The organism is Streptomyces sp. NPDC091279, assembly GCF_044757465.1.
GTDB lineage: Bacteria > Actinomycetota > Actinomycetes > Streptomycetales > Streptomycetaceae > Streptomyces.
This window is the reverse complement of sequence record NZ_JBIVVA010000006.1, coordinates 212,584-228,799: the sequence shown is the minus strand read 5'-3', so window position 1 is coordinate 228,799 and position 16,216 is coordinate 212,584. Positions and strand designations below refer to the sequence as shown.

The following is a 16,216-nucleotide window of genomic DNA, read 5'->3' as shown; positions in this document are numbered from 1 at the left end:
GGACCAGTCACTCAGGAGAGGCCGTGGACACCCTTCTTCCCGCCGCGCAACAACCCATCTGGCCGGACCGGGCCGCCCTCGACGACGTCACCCGCCGCCTCGCGGGTCTGCCGCCCCTGGTGCTGTGGAGCGAGTGCGCCCGGCTGCGCGACCGGCTGGCCGCCGTGGCCCGCGGTGAGGCGTTCCTGCTGCACGGCGGGGACTGCGCGGAGACCTTCGCGGGCGTGGGCGCCGACGCCGTCCGCAACAAGCTGAACACCCTGTTGCAGATGTCCGCCGTCCTCACCTACGCGGCCACCATGCCGGTCGTCAAGGTGGGCCGGATCGCAGGCCAGTACGCCAAACCCCGCTCCCGGCCGACCGAGACCCGCGACGGTGTCACGCTGCCGGTCTACCGCGGCGACGCGGTCAACGGCCTTGATTTCACCGCCGATTCCCGCACCCCGGACCCCGAACGCCTGGCCCGCGTGTACCAGTCCTCCGCCAACACCCTCAATCTGATCCGGGCGTTCATGACGGGCGGCTACGGCGACCTCGGTCAAGTCCACGAGTGGAACCGGGACTTCGTCGCGAACTCCCCCCTGAAGACCACCTACGAACAGCTCGCCGACCGTATCGACCACGCCCTCGGTTTCATGCGGGCCACCGGCGGCCACCCCGAGGACTTCGACAGCACGGAGTTCTTCGTCTCCCACGAGGGCCTGCTCCTCGACTACGAGGCGGCGCTCACCCGCGAGGACGACCGCACCGGGCTGCCGTACGCCGCCTCCGGCCATCTGCTGTGGATCGGCGAACGCACCCGGGACACGGCCGGCGCCCACGTCGAGTACCTCTCCCGGGTCGCCAACCCGGTCGCCGTCAAGCTCGGTCCCGACGCCACCCCCGACACCGCGCTGCGCCTCATCGACCGGCTCGACCCCGAACGCGTCCCGGGCCGCCTCACGTTCATCACCCGCATGGGCCGGCACCGGGTCCGCGACGCGCTGCCGCCGCTGATCGAGAAGGTGACCGCCTCCGGCGCCCTGGTCGCGTGGATCTGCGACCCCATGCACGGCAACACCATCGAGGCGCCCTCCGGCCACAAGACCCGCCGCTTCGACGACGTCCTCGACGAGGTCAGAGGCTTCTTCGAGGTCCACCGCGGCCTCGGCACCCACCCCGGCGGCATCCATGTGGAGTTCACCGGCGACGACGTCACCGAGTGCGTCGGCGGCGCCCACGACCTCGACTTCGTCGACCTCTCCACCCGCTACGAGTCGGCCTGCGACCCCCGCCTGAATCGCACCCAGTCCCTCGATCTCGCCTTCCAGACAGCCGACTTCCTGACAGAGGGCCGCCGACGGGCGAGGTCGACGCGCGGCTGAGGTCGACGCCCGGCTGAGGTCGACGCCCGGCTGAGGTCAGTGGGCGGGCGAGGTCAGCGCGCGGCTGAGGTCAGTGGGCGGGTGAGGTCAGCGCGCGGGTGAGGCGTCCTCGGCGGTCAGCACGGCGAGGGCGGCGTCAAGGGCGCCCTCCAGCCCGGCCGACCGCCACTGGACGTGGCTCACCAGGACGCCGCCCTGCACCGCGGCGAGCAGCAGGCGCCCCGCGTCCACGGGATCGACGTCCGCCCGCACCCGGCCCCGCTCGCGCGCGCGGGCGACCAGGTCGGCGAGGCTCCGCTCCCAGCGGCCGGACAACTCGGCGAGGATCGCGCTCAGTTCGGGCTCCTCGTCGACCTGCCGGGCGAACACGCCGAGCGGACACACCCCGTACCCGCTGCCCCGGTGCGCCGCCACCACCTGCTCCCGCACCAGCCGAAAGGACGGGCTACGACCCGCCCGCCGACAACTCCGGGACGCCTCCCGCACGGACGCCTAACGACCATCTCGCGGACGCTGTACGACAGTTCCGCCGCCACCGGCACCGGCACCGGCCGACAAACGACGGTCACGGCGACCCCTGCGACTCCCCGCGCCCCACACATCCCGCCCGCCCCACACGTCCCGCACGCCCCGCACGCGACGTCAGCCCCGGCCCCCCAAGGCCTGCGAGAGTGCGCCCAGGCTGACGTCGACGACCGCGTCGAGTTGCTCCCGGCTCGCCCCGGCCCTGCTCATCACGGCCAGCGACTGGTTGACGGCGACGAGGTGGGTGGCGTAGTTCTCGGCGTCGCCTTCGGCCAGCTCCGCGACGTTCAGGGCCGTCCGCAGTCGCGCCCGTTGCAGCCCGACGGCTTCGACCGCACGGGCGGCGACGGCGGGGCTGAGCACGGGCATCGCCATCGCGGTCTGCGCGACCAGGCATCCGTCGGGCACGTCCGGGTCGGCGATGCGCTGGAGGGTGACCTCGAAGAACGCCCGTACCGCCCGCAACGGCTGCCCGCCCGCACCGCAGGACAGCGCCTGCTCATACCTCTCCCCGTACCGGCGGGCGTAACGGTCCAGGCAGCGCAGATAGAGCGCGTCCTTGTCACCGAACGACGAGTAGAGGGAACTCCGGTTCAGCCCCGTCGCCCTGGACAGGTCGTCGAGCGAGGTCTCCACATACCCCGCCCGCCAGAACTGCACCATCGCCGCGTCGAGCGCACGGCCCACGTCGAACTGCTTCTTCCCGACCATCCCGCACGCACCCCGCTCCTGAACCGGCTCCCCGTGACACCACCCATCTTATCTTGAACCGATCAGTTCAAGATGCGTTAGGGTCGAGACATGACCGACTCCACCACCACCCCGAACCCCTCCCCCGCCCAGAACCCCGTCCCCGAACTCCCCCTGCGCCACCTCCCGGGCTTCACCCACCGCTGGGTCGACGCGGACGGCATCCGACTGCACGCCGTGGAAGGCGGCCGGCCGAGCGGCCCCAGCGTCGTGCTGCTCGCCGGATTCCCGCAGACCTGGTGGGCCTGGCACCAGGTGATGCCGCGCCTCGCCGAACGGTTCCATGTGATCGCCGTCGACCTGCCGGGCCAGGGCCACTCCGAGCGCCCCGACGCGAGCTACGACACCCACACCCTCGCCGCGCACGTCCAGGCCGCGGTGACCGCGCTCGACGTGCCGAAGTACTGGCTCGTCGGCCACGACATCGGCGCCTGGGTCGCCTTCTCGCTCGCCCTGCGCTATGAGGACCACCTGCACGGCGTCGCCCTGCTCGACGCCGGCATCCCGGGCGTCACCCTCCCCGACACCATCCCCGCCGACCCCGAACGGGCCTGGAAGACCTGGCACTTGGCCTTCCACCTGGTGCCCGACCTGCCCGAGACCCTCATCACCGGCCGCGAACGCGACTACGTGGGCTGGTTCCTGAGCACCAAGCCACTGTCCCCGGGCACGTTCGACAGCGCCGACGTCGACCACTACGCCGCCTCCCTCGCCGCCGACGGCGGACTCCGAGCGGCCCTCGCCTACTACCGCGACGGCGCCGAGTCAGCCCGCAAGAACCACGAGCCCCTCGCCGGACAGGCCCACCTGACCCTCCCGATCCTGGGCATCTCCAGCTCCCACGGCTCGATCCCCGACATGGCCACCGCCCTCACCCCCTGGGCAACGAACGTCACCGGCACCGTCATCCCCCAAGCCGGCCACTTCATCCCCGACGAACAGCCAGAGGCAACGGCGACAACACTGACAAAGTTCATCGACCAGGCGAGCACGAGCTAGGGGGCCCTACCACCGGGACCGACCCCGGAGACGGCCGGGGGGGGGCACCCCCGCCCCATGCCCCCATCCCGATACCCCTCACCTTCACGCATCCGCTACGCTGTCCTGGTCAGACACTGATACACAGTTGCCCGCTCAGTCGGCAGCGCCTTCGTAGCTCAGGGGATAGAGCACGGCTCTCCTAAAGCCGGTGTCGCAGGTTCGAATCCTGCCGAGGGCACAGCGAAACACCAGGTCAGGGGCCCTTCCGTCCGCGAGGCGGGAGGGCCCCTGCAATCTGTGGGAGACGCAAGAGGGCACGCCACCGCATGAGCACGGCAGGGTGCCCCCTTCGGCTACAACGCCCCGGCACGGGTCAGGCACACATCACGCGGCATCTTCCTCCAGGACGGACACTGCCTGGGCGGCGTCCGACCAGCCTGGTTCGAGGCTGGTACCGCCCGGCACATCCACGACGTCCTCTCACCACACGTACGAGCGTCACGCTCATGGTCACCCTGCCGCTGACTGACGGAATGCGCACTCTCCCTCAAGTGCCGACCGCTGATCCCCCATCCGGACGGCGCCGAGCGACGGAGGCCGGCGTTGGGCGTTGTCTGGAAACGTTGGAGGTGCGACCACGACCTCGATCCGCGGTCGCACGCGGAGAAGATGGAACGTACGCGAAGTTCAAGAAGTCGTTCAGTCCCATGTTCCGCAGTGTGTGCCTCGTCCAGCCGGAGTTGCACGGTCGCAGCCAGTTCCGGGTCGCTCACCACGTCCGCCACCGAAACCTTCAGCTCGACCATGGCCCATGCATCGCGGTACCGGTCCGGACGAACACTGATCGCGCTCGGATCGGCTGCGCCTTCGCAGCTCAGGGGATGGAGCACCGCTCCCCTAACTCTTCACGCCTCCAGGTCCCGACCGGGGCGCCGACGGCGGGGGACGTTCCAGTCGTCGAGGCGTTCGGTGATCCAGACGGGGTTGACCTGGTATTCGCGGGCGAGGGTGGTGATGGAGGTCCCGGCGAGGTAGCGGGCGGTGACGTCGGCTCGGTCGCCGGTGAACTGGGCCTGGGCGGCCCTGACTTCGGCGGTGGAACGGCGCCGGGTCCGGCCTCGGAAGACGTGCCCGGCGGGTCGGCGCAGCGCGTGGGCCTCGTGCCGGTGACGCCGGGGCACGCCCCACTCCACGAGCCGCAGCGCCAGCCAGTTGGCGGTGACGCCGTAGTCGGCGGCGATGCGGGAGACGGGCTCGCGGGCCTGGTAGCGCCGGATGATGGCCTCGCTGTCGGCGCGGGCTGCGTCACGGGCGGCGGTCTTGGAGCGGGGCTCGGGTGTCTCGGTCACGTCCATGGGTCTTCCGGTGCGAGTGCGTAGAGGGGGTGGGTGAGTCCGCCGATGCGGTGCCGGACGGGGGTGTAACGGCCTTGCTGGGCAGACGCGTTGGTGTGGTGGAAGGCCACCGGCCAGGCGGTGAGGGTGTAGGTGCAGTCGGTGTCCGTGAACCTCACGTAGAGGGGGTAGCCGTTCTTGATGTGTGCGCGGGCGGCGTGGAGTTCGGTGGGGTCGGTGGCCCAGGCGCGGAGGCGGGCGGGTCCGGGGGGTGCGGGGTAGGTGATGGTGTGCATCAGTGGTGATACCCACGGCGTGCGGGTGGGGGTGGGGTCGAGCCGTTCGGCGAGGTGCAACGCCTGCCCGGCCAGCCAACGGAGCACCAGCTTGGGGGAGATGGACTGGAAGGTGGCCAGCACGCACTGGGCGTTCTCGCCGGTGCCGTGGACGGGACCCTCGGCGCGGACCTCGGCCCGGTACAGGGAGGGCTCCAACGGCCTGACGCCGGTACGGTGAAACGGCTTGCAGCGCAGGCCAGTTGGGCGTCGTCGGCGTCGGCGTAACCAGCGAGGGAGACGGAACCTGCGTCGGGCGGTCACCGGGATGCCTGCCTGGCCTCGATGCGGGCGCGTTCCCCGGCGGCGAGGGCGTCCAGATCGGTCACCGGGTCGATCTCGTGCAGGGTGACGATGAGGCGGGCGGCGAGGACCCACCGCAGCGCGACGGGGTCGGAGAAGTAGCGGACCTCGTCCACACGCCCGGTGAGCGGGGTGAGGGTCTCCGGGTCGTAGACGGTTCCGGCGACGCCCCAGTCGACGGTGTATCCGACAAGGGCGGCGACCCACCCGCGCCGGAGGAACGGGCAGTGCTGCACGGCGAGTTGAGCGCAGGTGGCGTGCAGCGGGGGACTGGAGGTGCGCTCCCCCTCCCCGATGGGGTGCCGGTCGGCCGACGCCCCGAACAGGAACAGCAGGCGTTGGTCCGCGCGGGCGTCGAGTACGGCTCCGCCGCAGACCTGGCAGCGGGAGCGGGTCATGGTCTGGCGCTGGCGCAGGGCGTGGACGGTGTCCCAGCGGGGCTCCCCCACTCCGGGCACGGCGGGCATGCGCATCCACAGCACGTTCAACTGCCGGTCGACAGCCGGGTCTTCGTCACGGAAGCCGAGGCCGCTGACCTGCCTGCCGTGGCGGACGACCAACGCCTGCGGCGGCGGGTCCTCGCCGGACCAGGCGGTGAGGAACGGGACGGGGACGCCGTTCCAGTACCGGATCGGCCGGATCACCGGCGGCCCTCCCGGATCAGCCGCAGCAGGACACGGCCCAGGCCGCAGCCACCGGCGTTGTCGGTGCACTGCTCACAGCTCGGCGCGTGCTCCATCAGGGCGCGGTGGGCGACCTGACCGGCGTGCTTGCGGCAGGACCGCAGGAAACAGACGCGGCCGGCGGGGTCCGTCTGTTCACCCAGGGCGACGGCGGTCTCGATGGTCAGCCGCTCGCCGCCCCAGACGCATGCGCGGCCGGTCGCGCGGGGCTCGTCCAGGTCCGCGAGGGCGGGTAGGGCGAGGGCGGCCTCGATGGGTGGGCGGTAGGTCTGGGGTGTCATGGGGCGACTCCATGTGACGGTGAGTGAGTTACTCGTCACATCGTGCCGAGGTGGCAAGACGGGAAGTACCCCGGATTGGGGTACCGCCGCCGCAGTCTCCGCCTTGACTACTCCAGCCCGAACCAGCTACTCAGCAACCGCAGTTCCTCCGTGGTGCGCCGGTACTTCATGGTGAGGAGCAGGGCGGCATCGCGAGCCATGGGCTTGTACCGCGTGATCTGAGGCGCCGCCCGTCTGGCCTTCTGGAGATGCAGCAGTGCTTGCTCGCGTCGATCTGCTTCGACATGCACCCGGGCAACGTTGATGTGGTAGGCGCTGACGCGGGTGGGCGGGACCGAACTCGGGAGGTGCGTGGCCTCGATGACCTTGTCCGCCTCCGACACCTGTCGTAGCTCCAGGCGGGCCTGGATCTCGTGAATGGCCAGGTTGCCCGCGCCGAAGACCACGCTGTGCTGGCGGCGGTCGGCGGGCGCCGACAACTGGCCGAGCACCCGACGCGCCTCCTCCATATGGTGAGCGGTGGCCTCCTCGTCGCGGTCTCTGGACGCGAGCGTGATCTCGCGCAGCCGGATTCCACCCACGACGGTGAGGTACTCGGAGTCCCGGCCCGGCCCTTCGCCCTCCAGCCGCTCGCGTGCGGCCCGGAGGACCCGCAGCCCCGCTCCGTACTCGTGAGCCGACTTGAACGTCTCGACACGCTTGTACTCGGCCAGAGCGACCAGCACCGGGTCACCGGAGAGTTGCGCCGCCCACCTGAGCCTGTCCTCGACCTGGCCTCTCAGGTCGGGATAGCCCAAGCGATAGGTGAAGTTGTGCGCCATGTCGTAGGCCAGCGCCAAGAGGCGCGCGGCCTGCTGCTTCTCGGCTCCCGAGCGCAGGTGCACGGACGCCGTCAGCTCCTCGATCAGCGCCGGGAGCACCCGGCCGAGCCGGGTCAGTCGGCCGTGCACGCGGTGGTCCATGGCGACCTGTACATCCGCACGCAGCCTCGCCAACGAGCGGGGTGTATCGAACCAATCACCGGGGAGGTCCCAGTGGCGCAGGGCCGCTCGCACGTCGGTGATGGGCGCGTGTATCCGGTCATCCTGGGGTTGTAGTCGGTACGGCTGGCCCGTCAGGTCCTCGACTGTGACGTGCAGGGCTCGCGCGACCCCGGCCAGGAAGCTCGGGGTGGGCACGCGCTCCCCGCGCTCGACTTTCCGGATGATGCCGAGGGACAGGTGTGAGTGCTCGGAGAGCTGACGTTGCGTGTAACCAGCCAGCTTTCGGCGTGAAGCAACGCGCGCGCCGATGTGAATGTCAGTGGGGTCTGGCATGGTGAACTCCGTTCTGACGTCGACGCTCAGAACGGTACGCCCGGTCCGCTCCGGGCGCGGCGCCTCGGCAACCGGTCACCCGGGCCGGGGAGTTCCTCATCCCCCGTGACGCGGGGTTGTTCAGCGCCAGGGTGTCAGGCCGAGGTCGGCGGGCGGCCCGGGCGTGGGGCCCGCCGAGGTGTCCGGCCCGAGAGAGAGGGTTCCAAAGGTCGGACATCGGTGCGGAAAACGGTTACAGCTCAGGTCAGTTGGCGCCGTACCAGCGCGCCGATGGTCTCCCGCATCAGCGGGTGGTACCGGGCCTGCTGCGGAGCGGCCTCGCGGGCGCGCTTCAGCGCACGGTACGCGGCCTCGGTCTTGCCCATCTGGGCGTAGGCGCGGCCCATCTCCATGTAGTACCGGCCCACTCGCATCTTGGGGTGGCCTGGTGGGAAGTGGAGCTTCTGGGCCTCCTTGACCGCGTCTCCCAGCCGGCCCAACTCGACCCGGGTCGCGACCTCGTAGTGCTTGACGTTGGTCACGCCGAAACTGCACCAGTAGGCGCTTGGCACGTCGCGGCCGATCTGGCTCGCCGCCCGGCCCGCCAGTTCCAGGTAGCCGAGCACGCTGTCCTCGTTCTGGGCCTGAGCGGCGGCGATCGCCGAGGCGAGGTGGAGGCTCCCGGCGACAGCGAGGGCATTCACCGACTGCCGGTTCTCCGCCTGCTCGACCAGGCCGTGGCCCCGCTCGATGACCCGCAGTGACATGAGGTTGTCGCCTCGGCGCAGCAGCATGCTGGAACGCCTGGCCAGGCGCACGGCGAGCAGGAGCGGGTCCTGTGCCTGCTCGGCCATCCACCCCATCCGCTCCAGCGCGATCGACGCCAGGTCGTGGTAGCCCAGCCGGTAGGCGAACTCGTAGGACACCCAGTACGACCAGGCGAGGCTCTCGCTGGCACGCCGGCGGTCAGGGCCGGGCGGCAAGAGCGCGACGGCCGTGGTCAGTTCGCCGACCAGGCCCGGCAGCCTGGCCCCGACGTCCTTGTACTCGGTCGCGCAGGACGCGGCGCACAGGGCGGCGACGTCCTCGGCGACGCGGGCGACCGGGCGCGGTGTGACGTCGGGGTCGGGGCCGAGGTCGTACATGTCGAGTGCCTCGGACAGCGGGCTGATGAGCCGGTCGAGATGATCCTGCTGCAACTCGCTGGTGTAGGGCTGGCCGTGCAGCACGGCGACGTCGACCTGGAGGGCGCGGGCGATGGCGGCCACGACGGTGGTACTGGCCGGGGACAGTCCTGCCTCCACTTTGGCGATGGTGCTGCGCGCCAGGAACGCGCACTGCGCCAGGCCGGTTTGGGACAGTTGGCGGAGCTTCCGGTAGTCCGCGATCCGCGTGCCCGTGTGCTCCTCATAGCTCTGCGGCATGCTGAACTCTCCGTTCTGCCTCGACACTCAGAACGGTACGCCCGGTCCGCTCCGGGCGCGGCGGCTCGGCAACCGGTCACCCGGGCCGGGGAGTTCCTCATCCCCCGGACGCGCGAAAGCAGCCCCGGTCCCGTTGCGCCGGAGCGGGGCCGCCGTCGTTCAGCGCAGCGCTGCGGGAGAGGAGGTTCCTCGCCTCCGGAGAGCCGTCGAGGTCGCCCCCTCACGCCCCCTGCGACACCCGGTACCGGCCGTTAGCGCCCCGCCCACGCGCCCCCCTCCGCCACTCCCCCCAGCATCCCCGCCACCAACGCCGTCTGTTCCGGGACCGTGTCCGGGTAGATGTACTCGCCCTTTGCGTGGGCGCCGTTGCCTACTGCTCCCATGCCGCAGAGGACGGGGAGGCCGAGGGCGGCGATGAAGTTGGCGTCGCTGGCGCCTCCTACTGCCGTGTCCGGCAAGGAGGGGCGGCCCTGGGAACGCGCCACCTCTCGGGCCAGGGTCAGGAGGGGGACCGACGCCGGGCCCAGGGTCATGGGCGGGCGGTTCCAGGCGTGGTCGATGTCGATGCGGACGCGCGGGTCGCTGACCTTGATGGCGTCCAACTCGGCGTCGACCCGGGCCTGTTCGGCCGCGCTGCTGACGCGGATGTCGACGCCGGCGGTGGCGTGGCCTGCGACGACGTTGATGCCGGAACCGCCCTTGAAGAGGCCGGTGTTGATGGTGGTGCCCTGGGCGGGGTCGGCCACCGCGGCGGCGGCGACCACGAACTCCGCCAACGCCGTGATCGCACTCGCCCCGTCCTCCGGCGCCAGCCCCGCGTGCGACTCCACCCCGGTCGCCGTGACCTGGAAGATCCCGGTGCCCTTGCGGGCGGTCTTGACCGCGCCGTGGGCCGAGGGTTCCAGGACGAGGGTGGCGTCCACGCCCTGTGCGGTCGCCTCGATCACCGGGCGCGAGGACAGCGAACCGATCTCCTCGTCGCCGTTGAAGAGAAAAGTGACCGTGGGGAGCGGGGTGCCGGACTCGCGGGCCAGCTTCAGGGCCCAAATACCCTGCGCCAGGCCGGACTTCATATCGAAGATGCCCGGGCCCGACAGTTTTTCGCGGCCGTCGGCGGAGGGCTCGGGCTGCTGCCAGCCGGACAGGGTTCCCGTCGGCCAGACCGTGTCGTAGTGGCCGACCAGCGCCAGATGGCCGGGGCCTGTGCCCTCGTAGGTCAGGGTGAGGGTGTCGCCGCAGGCGCCGCCGGGGTGGCGTTCCTCGCGGTCGGGGCGGCCGAGGCGTTGCACGGTCAGGTCGCGCAGCAGGTCGAGGCCGCTCGCGAGCGCGGGCAGGTCGTAGCTGCTGGTCTCGTGGCCGACGAGGGTGACGATGTCGTCGACGATCCGGGAGGAGACCGACTGGGCGTGCGTCAGGAGGGCGGCGGGGGCGGGTGCGGGTGTCTCGGGCATGGGGTGCTTTCTGCTCCGTTCAGAATTCTTCAACGGCTCTGCTCAGTCTTCTTCGGCGGCTCTGCTCAGTCTTCCTCGGCGGCTCTGCTCAGTCTTCTTCGGCGGCTCTGCTCGGCTTCATTCCTTCTTCAACGGCTCTGGCTGTTGGGTCAGTTGATGCCCAGGGGGAGGCCCAGGAGGTACCAGGCCACGAAGAACGTCACCCAGATCACCCACACGACCGCCGCGATCGGGAGTGTGAACGAGGCCAGGGTGCCGATGCCCGCGGACTTGCGGTAGCGCTGGATGAAACCGAGGGCCATGACGAAGTAGGGGCTCATCGGGGTGATGCAGTTGGTGGCGGAGTCGGCGACGCGGTAGACGGCCTGGGTCGTCTCGGGCTCGATGCCGATGAGCATCAGCATGGGCACGAGCACCGGCGCCGCCAGCGCCCACAGGGCCGAGCCGCTGGTGATGACGAGGTTCATGAACGTGATCAGCACGGCGATGCCCACCAGCACCGTCCAGCCGTGCAGATGCAGGTCACGCAGGGTTTCGGCGCCCTTGACGGCGAGGATGTCGCCGATGTTCGTCCACTTGAAGTAGGCCAGGAACTGTGAGATCGCGAAGAACAGCACCAGGATCGGCGCCATCGAGCGGGCCCCGTCCACCATCGCGGCGATGACGTCACGGGCGGCGGTGAAGGTGCCGTTGACGCGTCCGTAGACGGTGCCGAGGACGGCGAAGAACAGGCCCAGGACGAGCGCCATCCCGCCCAGCAGCGGGGAGTTGACGATGCCGCCGCCCGCCCCGCGCAGCGGTGACGACGACGGGACCATCCCCAGTACCAGGAGCGCGAGGAACCCGGCCGCCACCAGGCCGGTCATGCGCAGCGCCCGCTGCTGGCGGGGGGTGACCTCGATCTCGGCCAGTTCGGCGGCGTCCGGCGCGGCGGACGGTTCGTCGGGCTCCAGGTCGGTGCGGCGGGCGAGGACCTTGTCGACGACGAGGGTGATCACCAGGGCGACCAGGAAGGACGAGCCGAGCCCGAAGAAGTAGTTGGCGACCGGGGTGACGACGTAGTGCTCGTCGATGGTGTGGGCGGCGGCCGTGGAGATCCCGGAGAGCAGCACATCGGTGGTGGTCAGGGACGGCGAGGCGTCGTAACCGGCGGCGATCGACACATAGGCGACGACGCAGCCGAGCACCGGACTGCGGCCCGCCGCGCGGAAGACCAGCGCGCCGAGCGGGATGAGGGTGACATAGGCGGCGTCGCCCGCGACATGGCTGACCATGGCCGTCATCGACAGCGCGAAGGTGAGGTACTTCCCCGGCACCCGCGCGACCATGCGGCGCAGCAGCGCGGAGAACAGTCCGCTGCGTTCGGCGACGGCGATCCCGAACATCACGGTGAGGACGGTGGCCAGCGGCGGGAACGACGCGTAGTTGTCGACGGCGCCCTCGACGGCCATGGTGAGGCCGTCCTTGCTGAGCAGGTTCTCCACCGTGATGGTCTCGTGGGTGCCGGGGCGCACCGCGCTGACCCCGGCCGCCGCGAGCACGGCGCTGAGAACGGCGACCGCGCCCGCCAGCATCCAGAACAGCCAGAACGGATCGGGGAGCCGGTTACCGACCTTCTCGATCGCCGCCAGGCTCCGGAACGCGGCACGCAGGACTCTCGACCGCGGCTCGGTCGGCTGGGGCGGAGCGGAGGTGACGCTCATCGGTACCTCTTCATGCACGGGGGATGTTCCTGCGAACACTGGCATTCGAATGGGAGATTCTCCATCTCAGGGAGGTAACGTTGGGATTAATCGGCGGCCGCACAGCGCAGACGCCCGTCATCGCGCCCGTCTAAGGTGAGGCCCCATGACCCGCCCTCTCCTCGACGAGCTGGACCGGCGCCTCATCGGCGCCCTGCACCTGGCACCCCGGGCCACCTGGGACGACCTCGGCGCGATCCTGGCCGCCGACGCCAGCACGCTCAAACGCCGTTACGACCGGCTCCACGAGGCACGGATGGTCCGCGCGATCGGGCAGGCCGACTGGGGCATGCACTCCACGGCGATGCCGGTGCACGTCTTCCTCGACATCACCGGCGAGACCCCCCTCGCCGTGCTCCAGCGCCTGCGCGGCCTGCCCCATCTCCAGCTCCTGGCGCAGATCTCCGGCGACTACCCGCTCTACGCCGTCGTGCACGCCCCGTCCGAGGCGGCCACCGGCGAGGCCATCGACCGGATGTTCTCGCTGCCCGGCGTCCGCCGCGTCAACGCCCTGCCCGCGCTCAGCACCCTGCGCCGTGGCATCACCTGGGACCCACGGTTCCTGAACGACACCGAGCGCGCCGACCTGCTCGCGCTCACCGGCGCCCGCACCGAGGCCGCCGCGACGGCCGCGCCGCCCGCCAAACCGCTCAGCGACGCCGAGCGCATCGTCGTCGCCCAGCTCATCCAGGACAGCCGGGCCTCCGCCGCCGGGATCGCCCGCACCGCAGGGCTCGCCACCTCCACAGCGCACCGGGTGGTGCGGCGGGTGCTCGACGAGGGGTGGGTCAAGCCGCGCCTGGAGACCGTGTCGGAGTGGCTCGGGTTCCGGACGGCGTTCATCCTGCGGCTGCGGGTGGCGCCGGGCGAGACGCCGGAGGTCATGCGCCGTATCGACCAGCTCCCGCAGACCCGGCTCGTCGCCCACGTCGCCAGCGACCTGTCCGTCCTGGCCACCGGCCTGGTCCCGGACCGCACCGCCCTCGCCCACTTCATCGACAACGACCTCGCCGCCATCCCCGGCCTCCACGCCGTCAACGTCACCATCATGCTGACGGAACCCCGCCGCTACTGGCTGGACAGGGACTTGGGGGAAGGGCTGGGCGACTTCCACGCACCGGTACTGCTGTGACGCCGCCTTGACGGACGGCGCCCTCTCAACTCCCTTGCCGGGATGGGGGACTTGCACGCGGGGACGGTGTGCGGGGGCGGTGCGCGGGGGCGGTGGTGGTGCGGGGGGGGCAGTGGTGGTGCGCGGTGGCAGTGGCGGTGCGCGGTGCTAACTGGCGCCGGGACAAGCCCCGTTGAAGCAAACCCCACTCAACCGGCGCCGGAGCCAACCCCCTTCAGCCCCCGGCGCCGAAACAAACCCCCTCCACCCGCGCCGGACGGACCCTGCCACTCCCCCACCGAACGCCCCCTCACTCCCCCACCCTCACCACCACACCCCCCGCCAACTCCCCGACCCCCACCGTGCCGTCCGCCGCCACGGTCACGTCGAGCCGTTCCCCCGCGATCCGAAGTCCCGTCAAGGTCAAGGGGCCGTAGGCCGACGCGAAGGTCGGGTGCACCGTGACCGTGCCCGACGGGACGTCCGCTTCCAGGCCCAGGGCGGACTGGAGGACCGCGACCACCGAGGCCGCCGACCAGGCCTGGGGGCGGCAGGACGCCGGGTAGGGCGCCGCGTCCGGGGTCTCCGACGTGCCGTGGCCCGCGAAGAGTTCGGGGAGGCGGGCGGCGAAGGAGGTGGACGCGGTCAGCAGGCCCTGCGAGAGGGACGCGGCCGCCGCCGGGAAGCCCGCCCGGACCAGGCCCCGCACGGCGATCGCGGTGTCGTGCGGCCAGACCGAACCGATGTGGTAGCCGTACGGGTTGAAGCCCGCCATCTCGGTGCTCATGGTGCGCAGGCCGTGCCCGGAGTCGAGGTCGGGGGCGGCGAGGCGGGCGGCGAGCAGGGCGCTCTCCTCGTGGTTCAGCAGCCCCGTGCCCAGCAGGTGGCCGAAGCCGGAGGTGACCGCGTCGACCGGGCGCCCCTCGCCGTCGAGGGCGATCGCCGGGTACCGGCCGTGCGCGTCCTCGACCCAGAAGCGGGCCCGGAACCGGTCGGCCAACTCCCGTGCCCACGCCTCCCATTGGTCCGCGCCGGGCCGGCCGAACGCGCGCAGCAGGGCCGCTCCGCCGACGGCGGCCTCGTAGGCGTACGCCTGCACCTCGCACAGGGCGATGGGGGCGCCGGCGAGGCGTCCGTCGCGGTGCCGGACGGAGTCCGAGGAGTCCTTCCAGCCCTGGTTGGACAGGCCCTTGCCGCTCTGGTCGACGTACTTGAGGAAGCCGTCGCCGCTCGCCGCGGCCTGGTCCCGCATCCAGGCGAGGGCGGCCTCGGCGTGCGGGAGGAGTTCCTCGACGTCGGCCGCGGGCAGGCCCCAGCGCCAGGCGTCGTGCAGCAGGGTGACCCACAGCGGGGTCGCGTCGACGGTGCCGTAGTAGACCGGCGGCAGGAACAGGGCGTCGTTGAGGGAGGCGCGGCGCACCTCGTGCAGGATCTTGCCGGGCTGCTCCTCGGTGCTGACGTCGGTGATCGCGCCCTGGCGGCGGGCCAGCGTGCGCAGGGTGCCGGCGGCGAGTTCGGTGCCGAGCGGCAGCAGCATCCGGGCCGCCCACAGCGCGTCGCGCCCGAACAGGGTCAGGAACCAGGGCGCCCCCGCCGCCAGGAACTGGTCCGTGCGGCCGCCGCCGGAGAACGCCGCGTCCGTCAGCCGCAGCCGGTCCAGATCGGCCAACGACTGCTCAAGCAGCCGGTCCAGGGCACGGTCGGCGCTGCGCAGTTCCGGCACGCTCCACGGCAGGCTGTCGGCGGGCGGCGCCGGGAACAGGTCACCGTCCGCGTACCCGGCCACGCAGATCAGGGTCAGCGACCACGCCTCACCCGGCGCGAGCCCGATGTCGTAGGACAGCCGCACGACAGCCCCCTCGGCGGTGTCGACGGCCTCGACGGCGTCCGGCGCCGGGCTCGTCGTCAGCCGCACGGTGAAGTCATCGGCCGCCCAGGACAGATCGGCCCCGCCACTGGCTCCGGCCCCACCACCGGCACCGCCACCGGCTCCGGCTCCGGCTCCGGCTCCGGCTCCGGCACCATCACCCACCACCCCCGCCGACCCCGGCTCACCCACCACCCCCGCCGACCCCGGCTCGCCCCCCGCCGCCAACCCCGCCGACCCCGGCTCCCCCGGCGTAGGCCACAACGGCCCTCGCCCCGGCGCGAGTTGGGGAACGCGCCCCGACTTCACACGTTCCATCGGCGCGAGGTCCGTGCCCGCCGTCACCGTCAGCCGGAACAGCACCGGGCGGGTGCCCGCGTTGGTGACCTCGAACGTCTCCTCCAGGCGTCCGGCGCCCGTGAGGCGGCTGTGGCGCAGGGCGACGGCCGGGTCCGGGGTGACCTCACCGAGGCCGCGCAGGATCGACCGGAACTCCGCCCGGTCCGCACCCCGCAGCCCGCCGCCGACCGGCGCCAGCGGAACGCCCTCGGCGACGACGGTCAGCCGGGACAGCGCCCGGCGGTCGCCGTGGTAGAAGCCGTCGGCACCGCCGTCGAGCCGCCCGTCCGCGCGCGAGACGACCAGGCTCGGGGCGTGCAGCGTGACGACCGCGTCGTGCAGGAACGGCTGGAGCCCGGTGGTCACGACGGGCGTCGCCGTGACCGATCCGTTGGCGTCCTGGGGCTTGACAGTGGTGTCCAAGTGAGTAG

General features: G+C 71.6%; 14 protein-coding genes, 1 tRNA gene and 1 pseudogene. 4 read left to right on the top strand and 12 right to left on the bottom strand.

Going from position 1 to position 16,216, the window contains the following annotated elements:
• The first annotated feature begins 23 nt into the window (after nucleotides 1-23).
• The gene (locus ACIQOU_RS17280) at nucleotides 24-1,364 is read left to right on the top strand and encodes a class II 3-deoxy-7-phosphoheptulonate synthase (protein ID WP_401537557.1); all 1,341 of its coding nucleotides are present in this window, start codon (nucleotides 24-26) and stop codon (nucleotides 1,362-1,364) included.
• Nucleotides 1,365-1,451: 87 nt separating this feature from the next.
• Here ACIQOU_RS17280 and ACIQOU_RS17275 read toward each other — a convergent pair whose 3' ends face one another.
• Nucleotides 1,452-1,793 carry a TetR/AcrR family transcriptional regulator C-terminal ligand-binding domain-containing protein gene (locus tag ACIQOU_RS17275; RefSeq protein ID WP_401537556.1) on the bottom strand — a complete coding sequence of 114 codons (342 nt, stop codon included), beginning with the start codon at nucleotides 1,791-1,793 and terminating at the stop codon, nucleotides 1,452-1,454.
• Between the two features lie 213 nt (nucleotides 1,794-2,006).
• Nucleotides 2,007-2,600: a TetR/AcrR family transcriptional regulator gene (locus tag ACIQOU_RS17270; protein WP_401537555.1), complete on the bottom strand. Its 594-nt coding sequence runs from the start codon at nucleotides 2,598-2,600 to the stop codon at nucleotides 2,007-2,009.
• A 90-nt stretch (nucleotides 2,601-2,690) separates the two neighbouring features.
• Between ACIQOU_RS17270 and ACIQOU_RS17265 the strand changes: the two genes are divergently transcribed.
• Nucleotides 2,691-3,638 carry an alpha/beta fold hydrolase gene (locus tag ACIQOU_RS17265; RefSeq protein ID WP_401537554.1) on the top strand — a complete coding sequence of 316 codons (948 nt, stop codon included), beginning with the start codon at nucleotides 2,691-2,693 and terminating at the stop codon, nucleotides 3,636-3,638.
• Between the two features lie 147 nt (nucleotides 3,639-3,785).
• Nucleotides 3,786-3,858 (top strand) — tRNA-Arg (locus ACIQOU_RS17260).
• Nucleotides 3,859-4,525: 667 nt separating this feature from the next.
• On the opposite strand, the gene ACIQOU_RS17255 is transcribed toward ACIQOU_RS17260, so the two are convergent.
• The 9 genes and pseudogenes from ACIQOU_RS17255 to ACIQOU_RS17215 all read right to left on the bottom strand — a co-directional run bounded on the left by ACIQOU_RS17255 (nucleotide 4,526) and on the right by ACIQOU_RS17215 (nucleotide 12,429).
• The gene (locus ACIQOU_RS17255) at nucleotides 4,526-4,975 is read right to left on the bottom strand and encodes a hypothetical protein (protein ID WP_401537553.1); all 450 of its coding nucleotides are present in this window, start codon (nucleotides 4,973-4,975) and stop codon (nucleotides 4,526-4,528) included.
• Entirely contained in the window at nucleotides 4,966-5,448 is a 483-nt protein-coding gene (locus ACIQOU_RS17250) for a hypothetical protein (RefSeq protein ID WP_401537552.1), read from the bottom strand. Before ACIQOU_RS17250 ends, ACIQOU_RS17255 begins: the two co-directional genes overlap by 10 nt.
• A gap of 101 nt (nucleotides 5,449-5,549) precedes the next feature.
• Nucleotides 5,550-6,236 carry a hypothetical protein gene (locus ACIQOU_RS17245; RefSeq protein WP_401537551.1) on the bottom strand — a complete coding sequence of 229 codons (687 nt, stop codon included), beginning with the start codon at nucleotides 6,234-6,236 and terminating at the stop codon, nucleotides 5,550-5,552.
• Entirely contained in the window at nucleotides 6,233-6,556 is a 324-nt protein-coding gene (locus ACIQOU_RS17240; protein WP_401537550.1) for a hypothetical protein, read from the bottom strand. Before ACIQOU_RS17240 ends, ACIQOU_RS17245 begins: the two co-directional genes overlap by 4 nt.
• Nucleotides 6,557-6,663: 107 nt before the next feature.
• The gene (locus ACIQOU_RS17235) at nucleotides 6,664-7,551 is read right to left on the bottom strand and encodes an XRE family transcriptional regulator (protein WP_401537807.1); all 888 of its coding nucleotides are present in this window, start codon (nucleotides 7,549-7,551) and stop codon (nucleotides 6,664-6,666) included.
• 132 nt (nucleotides 7,552-7,683) lie between these two features.
• Nucleotides 7,684-7,872, bottom strand: a pseudogene (locus tag ACIQOU_RS17230) (helix-turn-helix domain-containing protein); the annotation flags it as partial.
• 239 nt (nucleotides 7,873-8,111) lie between these two features.
• Nucleotides 8,112-9,275 carry a helix-turn-helix domain-containing protein gene (locus tag ACIQOU_RS17225; RefSeq protein ID WP_401537549.1) on the bottom strand — a complete coding sequence of 388 codons (1,164 nt, stop codon included), beginning with the start codon at nucleotides 9,273-9,275 and terminating at the stop codon, nucleotides 8,112-8,114.
• A gap of 251 nt (nucleotides 9,276-9,526) precedes the next feature.
• Nucleotides 9,527-10,726: a M20 family metallopeptidase gene (locus ACIQOU_RS17220; protein ID WP_401537548.1), complete on the bottom strand. Its 1,200-nt coding sequence runs from the start codon at nucleotides 10,724-10,726 to the stop codon at nucleotides 9,527-9,529.
• 149 nt (nucleotides 10,727-10,875) lie between these two features.
• Entirely contained in the window at nucleotides 10,876-12,429 is a 1,554-nt protein-coding gene (locus ACIQOU_RS17215) for an AbgT family transporter (RefSeq protein ID WP_401537547.1), read from the bottom strand.
• Between the two features lie 145 nt (nucleotides 12,430-12,574).
• Here ACIQOU_RS17215 and ACIQOU_RS17210 point away from each other — a divergent pair, with 145 nt between their 5' ends.
• Nucleotides 12,575-13,600, top strand: coding sequence for an Lrp/AsnC family transcriptional regulator (locus ACIQOU_RS17210; protein ID WP_401537546.1), 1,026 nt, complete (start codon nucleotides 12,575-12,577; stop codon nucleotides 13,598-13,600).
• 289 nt (nucleotides 13,601-13,889) lie between these two features.
• Here ACIQOU_RS17210 and ACIQOU_RS17205 read toward each other — a convergent pair whose 3' ends face one another.
• Nucleotides 13,890-16,208 carry a glycogen debranching N-terminal domain-containing protein gene (locus tag ACIQOU_RS17205; RefSeq protein WP_401537545.1) on the bottom strand — a complete coding sequence of 773 codons (2,319 nt, stop codon included), beginning with the start codon at nucleotides 16,206-16,208 and terminating at the stop codon, nucleotides 13,890-13,892.
• Nucleotides 16,209-16,216 lie beyond the last annotated feature (8 nt).